This window comes from Desulfohalovibrio reitneri, from assembly GCF_000711295.1.
GTDB classification, from domain to species: domain Bacteria; phylum Desulfobacterota; class Desulfovibrionia; order Desulfovibrionales; family Desulfovibrionaceae; genus Desulfohalovibrio; species Desulfohalovibrio reitneri.
The window spans coordinates 475,410-489,615 of record NZ_JOMJ01000003.1; the positions used below are offsets into that span (position 1 = coordinate 475,410).

Sequence of the window (14,206 nt, forward strand, 5' to 3'; positions counted from 1 at the left end):
CATCCGGTGCGCGTCATCGAGCCGTCATACGAGATTCTGCATTTTCCCGAGTCCCACGAGATGCTGCGCCTGCTCGAGCTGGCCGGGCGTGTCTGCTACAAGTCCGAGGACCGCATCAGCCAGGGCTCGGCCGAGGAGTTCATCGGCCGCATCGTGGCCCGGGGGCACGAGTCGGTCATCGAGCACGCCAACGCCAGCGTGCGCTTCATCTGCGACAGGGGCGTGACCCACGAGCTGGTCCGCCACCGGCTGGCGGCCTACTCCCAGGAGTCCACCCGGTACGCCAACTACGCCAAGGAGAAGTTCGGCAACGAGATCACCGTAATCCGCCCCTTTTTCTGGGAGGAGGACGACCGCCGCTACGTGCTCTGGCGCGAGGCCATGGAGGCGGCGGAGAAGGCCTACCTGGGTCTCATCGAGGCCGGGGCCAAGGCGCAGGAGGCGCGCAGCGTACTGCCCAACTCCCTCAAGACCGAGATCGTCATGACCGCCAACCTGCGCGAATGGCGTCACGTCTTCCGCCTGCGCTGCGATACGGCCTCACACCCGCAGATGCGGCAGAGCATGCTGCCGGTACTGGCCGATTTCCACCGCCGCCTGCCGGTGCTTTTCAGCGACCTGTGGGAGCGGTTCGGGGGCGGGAGCGCCGAAATTCCCGCGTGATCGCCAATTTTATTCCTACCAAATGACTCCGAAGCCGGTCCCGTGGGCCGGCTTCTTTGTATTCGCCCGTCAACGTTTATCGAGAAATAGCTAATTGTGTCGGCATGTTGTTCAGTTTTTCTCCGGGAAGAGGTGAGTTTTTTCTTGACACAAATGTCATGGGCATCAATGTGCGTAAGTTCGAAAATTTCATTTTCGGTTTGAAATTTGAAGTAATTTGTATCATGTCTTGTGGAAAACTTTTTTGATCCGTTCGGCAAGACCTTCTTGACCTCGCCGGGAAGGCACGGCTCAAGCCCCTCACAGCCGACCCCATCGCAAGCGGCAAATCCCCTTTTTCTTTGAAATCGTCATTTCTTGCAGAGGCTTATGCTGTAGATAACCAGCCGAGCCTCCCCCGGCTTTGCGGGGCATATCCCACGTTGCGGTATGGCCCAAAGGATGGTTTTACCTTTGCCCATGAAACACGGTTGGGCACACATAAAAACGCTCCTCGAAAAACGTTTGAACCCCGGTCTGTTCAAGGTCTGGATCAAGCCCCTGGATGCCGATCTGCAGGACGGCAAGCTGACACTGACCGCGCCCAACGGGTTCGTGGCCAGCTGGGTGCGGGACAGGCTGCTGGACTCCATCAAGGAGGCGGCGGCCCAGGTTTTGGGAGGCGATCCGGAGGTCGAGGTCAAGGCGTCCGATGCGCCACGCGCCAAGTCCGGCGGGGGTCAACTGGTGGAGTCCGCCACCCGCGTCATTCCTTCGGGACAGTCCGCTCCCGCGAGAAACAGAGCCCCGGCGGCCAGGGGCGGGCAGAACTGGCGCTTCTCCTTCGACGACTTCGTGGTCGGTCCCTCCAACGCCCTGGCCCACGCCGCCTCGCAAAGCGTCTGCCAGCAGTCGCTGGAGGCGGACCAGCTTTTCCTCTGCTCGGCTCCGGGGCTGGGCAAGACGCATCTGCTGCAGGCCATAGGCGACCATCTGGCCCGCACGGCCAACACCTCCACAGTACGGCTGCGCTATCTCACGGCCGAGGAGTTCGCCACCCGCATGGTCCTTGCTCTCAAGCAGGGGGATATCGGCCGTTTCAAATCCGAGTTCCGCGAGAGCGTGGACCTGCTGCTTATGGAGGACATCCACTTCCTGCAGGGCAAGGAGAAGATCCAGGACGAGTTGCTGTGCACCCTCAAGGCGCTGCAGTCGCGGGGGGCAAAGGTGGTATTCACCTCCTCCTTCCTGCCGCGCGAGCTCTCCGGTGTGGACCGCCAGCTCGCCTCACGTGTGGGCTCCGGCTTCCTGGCCAACATCGAGAACCCGGACCTGGAAACCCGCATCCGCATCGTGGAGCAGAAGGCCCTGCGCTACCACAGCGTGTCCATCCCCGAGGAAGTCTCCTCCCTCATGGCCGAGCGCATCTGTTCCGATGTGCGGCAACTGGAAAGTTGCCTGCAGAATCTTGTGCTCAAGGCCAAGCTGCTCAACCAGCGCATCACCCTGGACCTGGCCATGCAGGTCCTCTCCAACTACGAGATGGAGCCGAACTCCCCGGACATGGACCAGATCGTCAAGGCGGTCTGCTCCACCTTCCGGCTCAACGCCTCGGACCTCAAGTCCAAAAGCCGCAAGCAGGGTATCGTCATGGCCCGCAACACGGCCTTTTTCCTGGCCCGAAAGTATACCGACCTCTCCCTCAAGGACATCGGCGAGCGGTTCAATCGCCGCCATTCCACCGTGCTCAAGGGCATCACCAAGGTGGAGCGGGAAATATCCATGAAAACGCCCCACGGACGCCAATTGGAACGGGCCATGGATCTTCTGGAAATGTAGGGGCGATGCTTCGGGAGAAATTGCCGAAGGCCGGTCCGCCGCGTGCGGGCCGGCCTTTTTTCGTCAACCCAGGGCGGTCAGTTCCATGTCGCCCCACACGGCCATTGAGCCGCCGCACTGGGCGAAAACCCCCCGCACGCCCAGGGAGCGCCAGCGGGCCGCTTGGTCCGTGACCCGGCGCAGGTCGTCCGGCGAATTGAGGCGGTTGGCCAGAGCGGTGGCCGCGGCGTCGGCCAGGGCGGCGTCTTCGGAGCGGACCGTCACCAGGTCCCCCTGGCCCAGGCTCAGGGAGTGGCCGATGCGGCCGGAGGATGAGCAGAAGGCGACCGGGCCACTGTCCAGTTCCACGCCCAGCAGCATGCCGGATTCCGGTTCGGCCAACAGTCCCACCAGCCTGGGTTTGTTCCCCAGGATGAAAAGGTCGCCGCCGTTCTCCACCAAGACGTCGGGGCTGGCGTCGGCCAATTCCTCGGCCACCCCTTGGGCCACGGCTCCGGCCACCGAGGCCATGGGCCCCACGCCCACAGCCCCGGCCGCCCGAGCCATGCGCCGAACGATGCGCGGGGCGGTGTCCGGCGCGGCTACCGGGGTTAGGCTCTCCAGAAAAGGTGGGTGCAGGCTACCAAAGGCCTCGATCTCCCCGCGCAGGCGGGACAGGATTATCCAGGCGGTTTCGCTCAAGTCCTGACGCGCCGCGATGAGCAGGTCGGACTGGCCCACCACCACCTGAAAGCGGGCCTCGTCCTCCCGGGCGGCGGTGCGCAGTCGGTAGTCGCGGAAGGGGGAGAGGTGGGCCACGGCTACTCCCCGGCGCGCAGGCGGATGGTTTCGCCCAGAATGCGGGTCACATCGGCCCGGAAGCGCGCCGCTTGAAATCCCTCCAGGGCCAGTTCCCTGGCCAGCAGGGCGGGCGTTCCCTCGTAGCGCAGCCGGATGGTCCCTCGGCCCTGGAAGAAGCGCACCAGCCGAGGCGACTCCACCCCGGGAATCACGGCCAGGTCCCCGGCCATGCGCTTGGCGGCGTCCTCGCCCGCCAAGCCGCTCGCCAGCAAGGTTAGCTCCCGGGGGCGGGTCATTTCCCGCCGCCAGGTTTCCGGAATCACGGCTCTGGCCTGGTCTTCCAGAATCTTGGCGCAGCGCAAAGCGGCCCGCCGCAGATCGCCGCCGGGCAGGTGCGAGACACCGGAGAGAGTGGCAGCCGGGTCGGCCGCCTCGTTCCAGGCCAGGAGAAGCGTCGTCTCCAGCCCCTTGTCCGTCAGGGCGGGGACCGCCTGGACGCGCAAGTAGGGCGGGGAGGCTTCCGAAGAGACGACTTCGGCCACGTCGTTCAGGACGGGATGCAAGGCCGTCAGCACGGTGCGCGCCGCGCGGCGCAGGTCCGGGTCGGCGGCGACGGGTTCTTCCGGAAGCACCCTCGGGGATTCCAGCAGCCGCTCCATGTCGCGCAACCGCTCGGCATCGCGTGTCACCCTGCCCAGGTCCACCCGCGCCCGGGCTGTAACGCGTACAGCCCCAGTGCGGGTCGTTTCCTGATCCACCAGCCGCAGGTCCAGCACATAGCCGTTGGCGCGCCGGAGCAGGGCGTCGCGTTGGGCGGCGAACAATTCCTTTTCCTGTTCGTCCAGCCGCTCGGCGGCCTCGCCCAGGGCGGCCGCGCGGCTGGCCTCAAGGGCCAGGGCGGCGGCTTTCCGGCGGGCCAGCAGACGGGCGGCCTCCTCGTTCTCGTAGGGTTCTTGGGGGTGGCGCATGGCCCGGACCTCCACCTCCACGGTCTCGGCGGCGGCCGCCGGGACGAGCGCGAGGAAGGACAGGACAAGCGCGGCGCATATGGAAACAAGGGGTCTGCTCATGGTTTGAGCGCCTCCGTGATGTGTCTGACGTACGGTTCGATGCCGCATTCCACGTTTTCAGGCCAGGCGAAGGGCTCGGGCGGCTCCTCGGCGGCCGCGCTTCGGATGGCCTCGGCCAGTTCGGCCGCGTCGCCGGGATCTTGCACCACCCAGCGTTCGGGCAGGAAGAAGCTGGAGCCGTTGTCCGCGGATGAGATGGCGGGCAGGCCGCTGGCCAGGGCTTCCAGCACGGCGTTGGAGCAGGTGTCATAGAAGGAGGGCAGCACGAACAGGTCGGCCGCGCGGTACAGGTGCGGCATGTCGTCAACCCGGCCCAGGAAGCGCACCCTGTCGGCAACACCCAGGTCCCGAGCAAGCCTCGCATGGCGGCCCGGGTTGCGGCCTCCGGCCACCAGCAGCAGGAATTCCCCGGGCAGCTTCGCCAGAGCGGCAATGGCCGTGGCCACGCCCTTGAGGTCGAAGTTGGTGCCCGCCAGAACCATGGCCCTGCTTCCCTCGGGTATGTTCCAGTCCCGCCTGGCCGCGGCGCGCTCCCCGGCTTGCGGCGGCCTGTACCGGGAGAGATCCGGCTTGTTGTAGACCACCCGCACGTCGTCGGGGTTCAGCCCGGGGTGTTCCCGCAGCAGCCAGTCTCGGACCCGGTGGGAGACGGCCACCAGCTTGCTGCCGGGAGCGAACTGGCGCTTCTGGATGGCCCGGGTGAGCAGGTGCCCGGGGGAGAGCATACGGCGGACGCGTTTGGCTAGCCTGCGCAATCCCGGTGGTTGGGCGCGCAGGGAGAGGCGCTCGAAGACGCGCTGGGGCCCGCCGCTGACGCGGGATAGATCCTGGCGGGTGGTGGGGGCCAGGCTGAGGATGAAGCCGTAGCGGCCGGATGCGGCCAGCCGTGAGGCCCGCCAGGCGAACCAGGCCAGCTTGAGGCCGCGCGGACCCGGCGGCCTGCCCACCACGCGCAGAACCACGCCTGGAGGGGCTTCGGTCTCTGTGCGAGCGCAAACCACCTCCACCCGCGTCCCGGCCTCGGTCAGGGCCCGGACCAGGCGCATGGCGAAGGCCTCGGTGCCGCCATACGGGGAAAAACGCTCCACCAGCACGGCGGCGGGCCTGGGGTGGGCGGGGTCTGCTTGGTTGGCCACGGCGGGGTTGTATCCCTACTCAAAGCCGCGGGCAACCTGGCAGGCCCGCTTCTTGCAAATTAACCCGCCGCGGCAGGGTGTTCCTTTTTGCTGACGGCCTGGGTCTTGATCTGGTCCAGCAGGTCGGACAGGGCGGCCTTGACGTTCTCGCGGATGTCACCGGCCACGACCAGGTAAAGGACGTCGTCGCCGGGCACGCGGTTGCCGTCGTAGGCCTCGGCCAGGACGGTGTGGATGCCCTCGCGGGCGTTGCATTCGCGGACAAGTTGGTCGACCTTGTCGCGGTCAACACGGATGTCCACGGACTCCACGGGGGTGCCGTCGCGGGACGTGCCCCGGACGACGCCGTTGTGAATGAGAACCATGCCGACGTCGCGGCGGAACGAGGGATCCTTTTTCAGTTCGGTCAGGCGAGTTGCGATGTCCATAACCATCCCGTAGGCTTGTGGTGTTCCAATGGACGCCCAGAATAGCCGCCCGGAGCTTCCATGTACAGTCTCACCGAACTGTTGGACAATCTGCCAAGCGTCAAGCAGTCGCGCATGGTTTCCAGCGGCTACGGCCTGTGGATGGTCTGGTCAGGCCAGCTTTCCAAGGCCCTGCCCCAGACGCTGGAGGAGCACGCCGGTCTGCGCATGGCCGGGGCTCCTTCCCAGGCGCTGTGGTTTTTTTCCAACAGGGAGGTCTTCAAGGCCCTGGCCCGGTTGCAGATCTGGTCCAGGCTTAATCCCATGCAGACCTTCTTCCAGGTGCTTCCCGCGTCCTTTCTGGTGGGATGGGACATGGAGACCTCGGTGTCCGTGGCCGCGGACCTTTCCAGCCAGGAGGTCATTGGGCCGGGTGGTTTCGAGGCCCTGATCCACCCCAAGTGTCAGGAGGCCGCGGCCTCCATTCCCGGCCTGGAGATGGAGCCTGTCAACCAGGCCACCGGCCTCGCCCCGGCGGAGTGGAAGCGAATGGCCGCGGACCCGGGCCAGTCCTACGAGTCCTCCCTGGGCTGGTACGTCATCATCCGTCCCCTGGGCAACTCCCAGGACCGAGACTTCGTCAATGGCTGGCGCACCTTCTTCAGCCGTGTGGAACCCGTGCTGCGGCGCATGGGGCTGAAATACCTCTACAACGAAAGCACTCTCATCGTTCCCATCGAAAGCCTGCGCGTCCTGCGCGGCTTCTGCAAGGACGTCATCGCCACCGTCAAGGAGATCAAGTCCGACCAGGAGGCGCTGTACTGGCCTTGTGTCGTGGTCGCGGTGGGCAAGGAGGGCTTCCACTTCAACGAGGACCTGCCTAAGAAGGTCAACCTGGAATGGAAGCGGCTCACGCCGGATTACCCGCATCTCAGCTACCGCCACGCCTTTCTCCTGGGCGACGACTTCAAGGTCAACCAAGTTGCCTACTTCAGCGACCGGCTCGGCATCGACAACTGGTGCTACGTGACCATCTCCAAAGAGGGGGAGGCGGGGTCCGAGGGCGGGCGGCTGCAGGTTGAGCTGCCCAAGCGCATGGTGGCCGGTACCGCCAACGAATGCTTCTACTGCGGCCTGAAAAACCACGCACCCGCGGAATGCCCCTCCAGGCAGCTCCGCTCCGCGCATCCCGAGGTGTGGGAAAAGCTGGCCCACATCAATCTGGAGGAATTCTCCGACGTTTCCAAGGAGGTGGACGAGGCCCTGCAGCAGGAACCCTTGCAGGGCATGGGCAAGCTCCTGCACGGCGAAGGCCGGCCCAACGTGCTGGTCCAGGCCATGTTCGAGAACACCCTGCCGTTCCAGATACGCATGCTGCGTCGGGTGTGGCGTTCGCGCGGCAAAGACTGGCAGGGGGCTTTCGACACCTTGGGGCCGGAGGAAGGGGAGTTTATCTGGGCGGCCATGGAAGCCCTGCGCAAGGACAACCAGTCCAACGCCGAGACCCTCCTTGGCAACGCCATGGTCCGCTATCCCCGCTCCTACCAGCCGCGCTCCCTGCAGTCGCTCATCTACATGGAGAGCGGGGACCTGGAGCAGGCCTTCTTCTACCTGCAGGAGTCGGAGCGCCTCGGCTACACCCCTGTGCAGCGGGCCACTTTCTTCGTCATGCAGGGGCGGGCTCAGGAGATCCAGTTCGAGTTCGAGAAAGCCATTTCCCTTTACAAGCAAGCGGAGCAGCAGGCCAAGGCATGGCTGGACCCGCTCTACAGGCAGGCGGTCTGCCTGGTGAAGATGGGCTTCACCGAGCAGGCCATGGGCATTCTGCAGGACCTGGTGGAACGCGACCCCACCTTTTTCAACCGCATCGTCATCGACCCGGAACTGGATCGGGGGCGGTTCGCCATTCTCTCGTCCATGTGGGACGTCTGGCAGGAGGCCAGGGACGAGGCGGAAAAGGCCCGCAACCAGCTCAACGATCTCAACTCCAAGCTGCACCAGTGGTTCCCCCCGGACCACGAGTTCATGGAATCGGCAGGGGAGCGTGTGGAGCGGCTCAACCGGCTGTCCAAGGTGGACAACTACGTGGCTTACCAGCGGCTGCGCCAAGGTGTTTCCGTTCTCGCCAAGGAGATGCAGGAGAAGGTCGAGAACGAGATCCGGGTGGTCGAAAAACGGGTCAAGACGCTTTTGGAGCGGCTTATGGAGGTGCAGCGGGAGGCCTCCTGGTTCCCCTTCCCCAAGCTGTTGCGCGAGTTCAACCGGGATTTCAACTTCTGCGTGGAAAAGCTCAACTGGATGAAGACCCAGCAGCTCCAGGTGGCCGACAACTTCCGCAAGGCGCAAGGCTTTCTCGGCGAGGTGGAGGACCGCCTCCACGTCCTGCAGGGCCGTCTGGTCACGTTGCGTGTCATCCGCGACGCCACCCTCTTCATCCTGCTTCTGGGGCGCAACTTCATCTGGATGGAGTTGGTGGGCCTGGGTTTGGCCCTGGTGCTGGTGCCCCTTATCGTCTACCTCTCCCAGAACGTGTTGGACGAGTCCTGGGCCACCGACCTGGTGCTGAAGCAAAAGTGGCAATTGCAGAAGGGGCTGGTGCTGGTGCTGTCCATAGTGGCCATGGCCGCGGCCGCGCTGAAGACGGCCATCATGTTCGACCGCAAGAAGAACCAGATATTCAATGAGGAGTTCGACAAGGAGCGCAGCGGACGCAAGTCACGAAAACAAAAGGACAAGCGCGCCAAGAAGGCGGCGGGGAAGAAGAAGGGGGGAACCCAGGCCAAAGCCCGCGGACGGTCGCGGTAGCCGGGAAAGGCGTAAAAAAAGGCGGCCGCCGAAGCGACCGCCCATTTTGTCTCGGGTCGGAATCGACCTAGACGCAGCCGGTGGGCTTGGGCAGGCCGGCCATTTTGCAGGCGCCCTTGCCGGGGCCGGAGGGGAACAGCTCGTAGATGTGCTTCAGCTTGAATCCGGTGACCTTGGAGAGGATGCGGACCATGGGAGCGATGCCGTTCTTCTTGTAGTAGTCCTGCAGGAACTCGATCACCTTCTGGTGCTCGTCGGTCAGCTCCTTGATGCCTTCCTGCTCCTTGACATAGTCCACCCACTCGGGGCTCCAGTCCTCGAAGCGCTGCAGGAAGCCGTCCTCATCAATCTCGAAGGTCTTACCCTTGAATTCAACAGTCGCCATTGCACGTCCTCCTTAACGGGTGTTGAAGTGCCGGGGGCGTACCCCCTCTCCCGGCCAATCAGGTCGGGGACCTTATCGTTCTCGGCCCCGTAGGCCGACAGACACCATTTACAAGGCGAAATGGTTCTAAAATGCCATTTGGGCTTTGTCAATCGTTGTTTGGCCGCGGCATGCGGGCCTTTCAACGGCCGCCGGCCTCTTCCACAAGCCGCAACTGCTCGACCGCGAAGTCCAGCGAGGGGTCCAGATCAAGGGCTTGGCGCAGATGGTCCGCGGCCTCGTCAAGCCGTCCCTGCTGCTTGCGGCACAGACCCAGGTTGGCCAGGTCCATGGCCGAGCCGGAGTCCAGTTCCAGGGCTGACTGGAAGTCGGCCGCCGCCGGGTCGTACTCGTGCTGGCGGAAGCGGCAGACCCCGCGCAGGTTGAAGTATTCCTTGGCCCCGGTATCCAGTTCGATGGCCCGGTCCAGGAAGGGCAGGGCCCCCTGGTAGTCGGCCAGCTGAGTCAGGGCGTAGGCGGCGTAGAAGTTGGCCAGGGCGGTCTCTTCATCGCCGGGCTGCATGGGGGCGGCCGTCTCGAACTTGAGGAAGGCCACGCGCGCGTCGCCCGAGGCCAGCGCGGCCAAGCCCTCGAAGAAGGCCAGGAAGTGCGCCTGGGGGTAGTGTTCCTCCAGGGCCTTCAGGCCCCGCACGGCCGTTTCAAGGTCCTCTTCCTCGGCCAAGCGGCGGCCGACGTACAGCCCGATGGAGGGGTGCTTGCTGCGTTCGCGAAAGGCCAGCCCCGGAGCGAAGACGTAGGCCGCGGGCAGGTCCAGGTCGTCCCGGGTCAGGTCCAGGGCGTACAGGGGCAGGTCCTGCTCCTCCATGGCCTCGGCCAGCTTGGTCAACTCGGCGCGGATGTCCTCGGCCGAGAGGTCGGGCAGGCTTTCAAGGGGGACGGTCGGGCCCGCGCGCAGCCAGCCGATGTCGTCCAGCGCCAGCGGCTTGTAGAGGCCGGAGGGCTCGTAGCGGGAGGCCGTGCGGAAGTCCCCGGCCAGCTGGGCCACCTCGGTCAGGGCGCGGATGGCGGCCTTGGCGGGTGAGGAGGCCGTGCCCGCGGTGAAGACGATCTCCGAGAGGGCGGGGAAGGTTGCGGGGTCCCAGGCCACCGCCCCCACTGTGGGTGCTGGCAGGCCCAGGGAGAAGTCCTTGAGCACCACTTTGATCCCTTGCGCGGCGAAGCAGTGCAGCAACTCGTCAAGCACAGGGTCGGCGCCGGGGGTGATCTCGATGGTGGGCAGTTCCGGGCGGTCGCGGTCCACCACGGCGGAGACGTGACGCTCGATGGCCTCGCAGGCCCCTTGCAGCACGGCCTCGGCCGGAGCATTGCCCGCGCTGGATCCGTTGAACTCGTTGAGCAGCTTGAACCAGTCCGCCGGAACAATAACCTCTTCTTCGGTCCCCACGCGCAGGGCCGGGCGGAAGCGCCACTTCACCAGGTCCAGCACGGCCCGGGCGGCGTCCTCGTCCAGGTCGTCGCCCACCGAGGCCAGTACCTGGGAGATGGGCATGAGCCGCTGGCCGAACAATTCTTCGGCCTCGGACCAGGTGAGGCTCACAAAGGCCTCCTCGTCCGCGAAGAGGGAGAAGAAGCTGTACCGCTCAACAAGCTCCATGAGGGCGCTGGCCTCGGCCTGCTCGGGCGAAGCGCCCTTGCCCATCTGCTTGCGGAATGGAACCAGCCCGGAGGCGGCCGGGCCGTACATGGACATGTACACCGGAATGCCCAATCGTCCGGTGTCCACCCGGCGGGTCTCCCTGAGCACGCCGGGGGCCTTTTCCTCCAGAATGGCCCGGGCGCGCTTGACGGTTTCCTCGGGCGGCAGGGCCTTGTCCAGGTCTCGAGTGAAAACCTTGGGGCACTCGGTGAGTCGCATCAGCTTCCCCTGGGGGTCAGTCGGTAGATGGTGGTCAGGTGCTTCTCGTCCTCGCCGGACTTGAAGCCCATGGTGGAGGACCGGATGGCGAAGTCCCGCTCGGCCAGCTTGAAGAACTTCTTGGCCTTGCGGGTGTACTCCTTGGCCAGGATGATCTCCGCGTCCTCGTCTTTGGCCAGGTGGGCGCCCAGAAACTTGGTCAAGGCGCGGTAGTGCTCGTCCATATACAGGACCTCGGAGCCCAGGACCACGTCGAACCGTTCGCCGAGGCGGTCCGTGGTGAAGTCGCAGGGCAGCACCCGCACGCGTTCGTCCAGGCTGTTCTTGAGCGCCCCGATTTTGGCGAAGAGAAGGGCGTCGGGGTGGATGTCGGTGACGGTCACGTTGAAGCCGTGGGCGGCGGCGAACAGGCCGCAGACGCCGACCCCCGCGCCAATTTCCAGCAGGTTGCGGCCCTGGGCGGGCAGCTTCTGGACGAAAAAGGAGAGAATGATGGCCGTGCGCCAGACCTTGGCCCAGAAGGGCAGCTCCAGCGGGGTGTTGGGGGGCAGCTCGCGGGCCAGCCGCTCCACGTAGGCTTCCATGTCCGCCAACTGCAGCACCTCCAGGCTGTGCTCGCCAGCGGCCATGGTCTCGAAGGTGACGTCGTATTTGCTCCGGGCCTCCTCGAGCAGGTCGTCGAGGGTGCGCCCGGCGAAGGGATCGTTGGGCATGTGGGACTCCTTGGGAATTGCGGAGGGGAAGTAGCCCATTTGGAAGGGGGCGTCAATTTATACCGAAAAAGTATGTTAACGGGTGGGGACATGAAAAAGGCCGGCCCCGTTGGGGACCGGCCCGGAAATGTCTGGAGCGGGAGACGGGATTTGAACCCGCGACTTCAACCTTGGCAAGGTTGCACTCTACCACTGAGTTACTCCCGCTAAGGAGTGGAGGCGGCATCCGGATTTGAACCGGAGAATGGAGGTTTTGCAGACCTCTGCCTTACCACTTGGCTATGCCGCCTCGAGGTGGAGCGGGAAACGGGATTTGAACCCGCGACTTCAACCTTGGCAAGGTTGCACTCTACCACTGAGTTATTCCCGCTCGCGTGCCGAGGGGGGACTTCTTAACCCCGGGGAGGGGGGCTGTCAAGCATGGTTCCATGTTTTTCCGCCATTTCCGTCTGATTTTCCCCTTTGCGAAATTGGTCCCGATCCCCCTTCCCTTTTACGCTGTATTGATTTAATCCCCAAGGCCAATTTCAACGCGGAAGGCCGCCTTCCGCTGGAGAATGGAATGAAGCAAGAGGACATCGACTACTTCCACGAGTTGCTCAAGGAACAGTTGGACGAGGTGCTCAGGACCGGCGAGGAGACCATCGAGGACATGGGCGACAGCCCCGAGGTCTACGCCGATCCGGCCGACCGGGCCACGGCCGAGTCCGACCGCTCCTTCACCCTGCGCCTGCGGGACAGGGAGCGGAAGTTGGCCAAGAAGATCCAGGAGGCCATCAACCGCATCGAGGACGGCTCGTTCGGCATTTGCGAGGACTGCGGCGAGGACATCGCCGTGGCCCGCCTCAAGGCCCGCCCCGTGACCACGCTGTGCATCAAGTGCAAGAGCAATCGCGAGCGCGAGGAGGATCAGCGCGGCGACTAGGCGGAGGGTCGGCCCATGGAGGCCAATTTTTTTCGCGCGCTGACCACTGAGCTGGGCGGACTGCTGCCCGGCGCGCGGTTGAATACGGTCATCGATCCCATCCCCGGCGACACACTGGCGCTGGAGCTGTACCTGCCGGGCGCTGGCCGGCGATGGCTCTGTTTCCGCCATGGCCGGGGGGAAAACCTGCTTTTCCTCTCACAGGCCAAGCCCCAGTCGCGCGAACGTCCGGGCGGCCTGGTCATGCTTTTGCGCAAACACTTCCGGGGACGGCGCGTGGCCGGGGTGGAGGCCGACTGGCCCAATCTTCGCCTAATGCTGGATTTTTTTGGAGACCCGCCGCGCAGGCTGCTGCTGGACGCCCGCCACGGCGCCGAGGCGCTCTCCGGCGATGAGCCCCCGGGCGGCGAGCCCGAGTGGCCGAACTTGGCGCGCATTCTGGACGAACCCGACATCTGGCGCGAGCATCCCCACATCTCTCCGCCCCTGCGCGAGGCCTTCGGCCGCCTGGACGAAAGCGAGGCCCGCGATCTGCTGTACCGCCTGCGCGACGGTGCCGAAGGGACGTTCCACGTGCCTTTCGGCGGGGGTGATCCGCTGCCCTGGCCGCCGCGCGGGGCATCGGAGACATACGCATCCGCGCTGGAGGCGGCCAGGGCCGCCTATGAGCCGCTTTTTTTCTCCACTTCCGAAGAGCAGCGCCAGCGCACCGGACGCGCGGCCAAGTCCTCCCGCAAGAAAACCAAACGCCGTTTGGCCCACGTGGACCGCGACGAGGCGCGGCTGCGCTCCATGGTGGACGAGCAGACCGCGGCCGAGGCCCTGTCCCTGGTGTTGCACCAATGGGATGGCGAGAAGATGCCTTCCGAGTTGGTCCTGGAACATCCCGAACACGGCCGGGTGACGGTCAACCTGGACCCAGCGCTGAGCGCAGCGGCCAACATGGAGCGGCTCTTCCGCAAGGCGGCCAAGGGGAGGCGCGGTCTGGAGCACGTCGCCCGCCGACGCGAGGAGTTGCACGAGGAACTCCGCACGCCCGTCCAGGAGCAAGCGGCCCCGCGTTCCGCCAAGCAAAGGGAACGGGATGCGGCCGTCTCGCCCGCGCTGCCCAAGCGCTACCGCGACCTGGAGGTCAAGGCGTACCGCACCTCGGACGGCTTTCTGGCCCTGCGCGGCCGCAACGCCAAGGCCAACCACAAGCTGCTCAGCCAGGCGGCCTCGCCCTTCGACTACTGGTTCCACGCCAAGGACGTGCCCGGCGCGCATGTCGTTCTGCGCCGAGACCACCCTTCCCAGGAGGTTCCCCGCCGCTCCATGGAGGAGGCGGCCGCCCTGGCCGGGCTGGCCAGCGGGCTGGCCCCGGACGGAGTGGGGGACGTGCAGTGCGCCCAGGTGCGCGAGGTGCGCAAGATTAAAGGCGCGCCGCACGGGCTGGTGCGGGTGGACAAGGTGGAAGAGGTGTTTAGAGTGTCCCTCGATCCGGGGCTGGAAGCGGCCCTGATTCTGGGTGGTTCCGGACAGCCGGACTCCACTTGATTCCACAACACATCGGAATGACGGGATTATCAATTAGGCAATCCCCTCGACTC

At 65.2% G+C, this 14,206-nt stretch carries 12 protein-coding genes and 3 tRNA genes; 5 read left to right on the forward strand and 10 right to left on the reverse strand.

Going from position 1 to position 14,206, the window contains the following annotated elements:
- Positions 1 to 6 precede the first annotated feature (6 nt).
- Positions 7 to 663 carry an FAD-dependent thymidylate synthase gene (gene thyX / locus N911_RS0102705; protein ID WP_029894107.1) on the forward strand — a complete coding sequence of 219 codons (657 nt, stop codon included), beginning with the start codon at positions 7 to 9 and terminating at the stop codon, positions 661 to 663.
- 459 nt (positions 664 to 1,122) lie between these two features.
- Positions 1,123 to 2,481, forward strand: a complete 1,359-nt coding sequence (gene dnaA / locus N911_RS0102710) for a chromosomal replication initiator protein DnaA (protein ID WP_029894109.1) — start codon at positions 1,123 to 1,125, stop codon at positions 2,479 to 2,481.
- A gap of 63 nt (positions 2,482 to 2,544) precedes the next feature.
- On the opposite strand, the gene N911_RS0102715 is transcribed toward dnaA, so the two are convergent.
- From N911_RS0102715 to N911_RS0102730, 4 genes are read right to left on the reverse strand one after another with little or no spacing between them, the layout of a single operon-like run.
- Positions 2,545 to 3,279: a UPF0280 family protein gene (locus N911_RS0102715; protein ID WP_029894111.1), complete on the reverse strand. Its 735-nt coding sequence runs from the start codon at positions 3,277 to 3,279 to the stop codon at positions 2,545 to 2,547.
- A 2-nt stretch (positions 3,280 to 3,281) separates the two neighbouring features.
- On the reverse strand, positions 3,282 to 4,331 hold the full coding sequence (locus tag N911_RS0102720) for a hypothetical protein (protein ID WP_029894113.1): 1,050 nt from the start codon (positions 4,329 to 4,331) through the stop codon (positions 3,282 to 3,284).
- A complete protein-coding gene (locus N911_RS0102725) occupies positions 4,328 to 5,467 on the reverse strand; it encodes a glycosyltransferase family 4 protein (protein ID WP_035104258.1) in 1,140 nt (379 codons plus the stop codon). The genes N911_RS0102720 and N911_RS0102725 overlap by 4 nt, the downstream gene beginning before the upstream one ends.
- Before the next feature lie 59 nt (positions 5,468 to 5,526).
- Positions 5,527 to 5,895: a molybdenum cofactor biosynthesis protein MoaE gene (locus tag N911_RS0102730; protein ID WP_029894117.1), complete on the reverse strand. Its 369-nt coding sequence runs from the start codon at positions 5,893 to 5,895 to the stop codon at positions 5,527 to 5,529.
- 60 nt (positions 5,896 to 5,955) lie between these two features.
- Here N911_RS0102730 and N911_RS0102735 point away from each other — a divergent pair, with 60 nt between their 5' ends.
- Entirely contained in the window at positions 5,956 to 8,679 is a 2,724-nt protein-coding gene (locus N911_RS0102735; protein ID WP_035104260.1) for a tetratricopeptide repeat protein, read from the forward strand.
- Positions 8,680 to 8,746: 67 nt separating this feature from the next.
- On the opposite strand, the gene N911_RS0102740 is transcribed toward N911_RS0102735, so the two are convergent.
- From N911_RS0102740 to N911_RS0102765, 6 genes are all read right to left on the reverse strand, one after another.
- Entirely contained in the window at positions 8,747 to 9,064 is a 318-nt protein-coding gene (locus N911_RS0102740; RefSeq protein WP_029894121.1) for a TusE/DsrC/DsvC family sulfur relay protein, read from the reverse strand.
- 181 nt (positions 9,065 to 9,245) lie between these two features.
- Positions 9,246 to 10,979 (reverse strand): YcaO-like family protein, encoded by a 1,734-nt coding sequence (locus tag N911_RS0102745; protein WP_029894124.1) that lies wholly within the window; start codon positions 10,977 to 10,979, stop codon positions 9,246 to 9,248.
- Positions 10,979 to 11,692, reverse strand: a complete 714-nt coding sequence (locus tag N911_RS0102750) for a class I SAM-dependent methyltransferase (protein WP_029894125.1) — start codon at positions 11,690 to 11,692, stop codon at positions 10,979 to 10,981. The genes N911_RS0102745 and N911_RS0102750 overlap by 1 nt, the downstream gene beginning before the upstream one ends.
- A gap of 132 nt (positions 11,693 to 11,824) precedes the next feature.
- Positions 11,825 to 11,899, reverse strand: a tRNA-Gly gene (locus tag N911_RS0102755).
- A gap of 7 nt (positions 11,900 to 11,906) precedes the next feature.
- A tRNA-Cys gene (locus tag N911_RS0102760) sits at positions 11,907 to 11,981 on the reverse strand.
- Positions 11,982 to 11,987: 6 nt separating this feature from the next.
- A tRNA-Gly gene (locus N911_RS0102765) sits at positions 11,988 to 12,062 on the reverse strand.
- A gap of 192 nt (positions 12,063 to 12,254) precedes the next feature.
- Between N911_RS0102765 and dksA the strand changes: the two genes are divergently transcribed.
- The gene (gene dksA, locus N911_RS0102770) at positions 12,255 to 12,617 is read left to right on the forward strand and encodes an RNA polymerase-binding protein DksA (protein ID WP_029894127.1); all 363 of its coding nucleotides are present in this window, start codon (positions 12,255 to 12,257) and stop codon (positions 12,615 to 12,617) included.
- A gap of 15 nt (positions 12,618 to 12,632) precedes the next feature.
- Positions 12,633 to 14,153, forward strand: a complete 1,521-nt coding sequence (locus tag N911_RS0102775; RefSeq protein ID WP_029894129.1) for an NFACT RNA binding domain-containing protein — start codon at positions 12,633 to 12,635, stop codon at positions 14,151 to 14,153.
- Positions 14,154 to 14,206 lie beyond the last annotated feature (53 nt).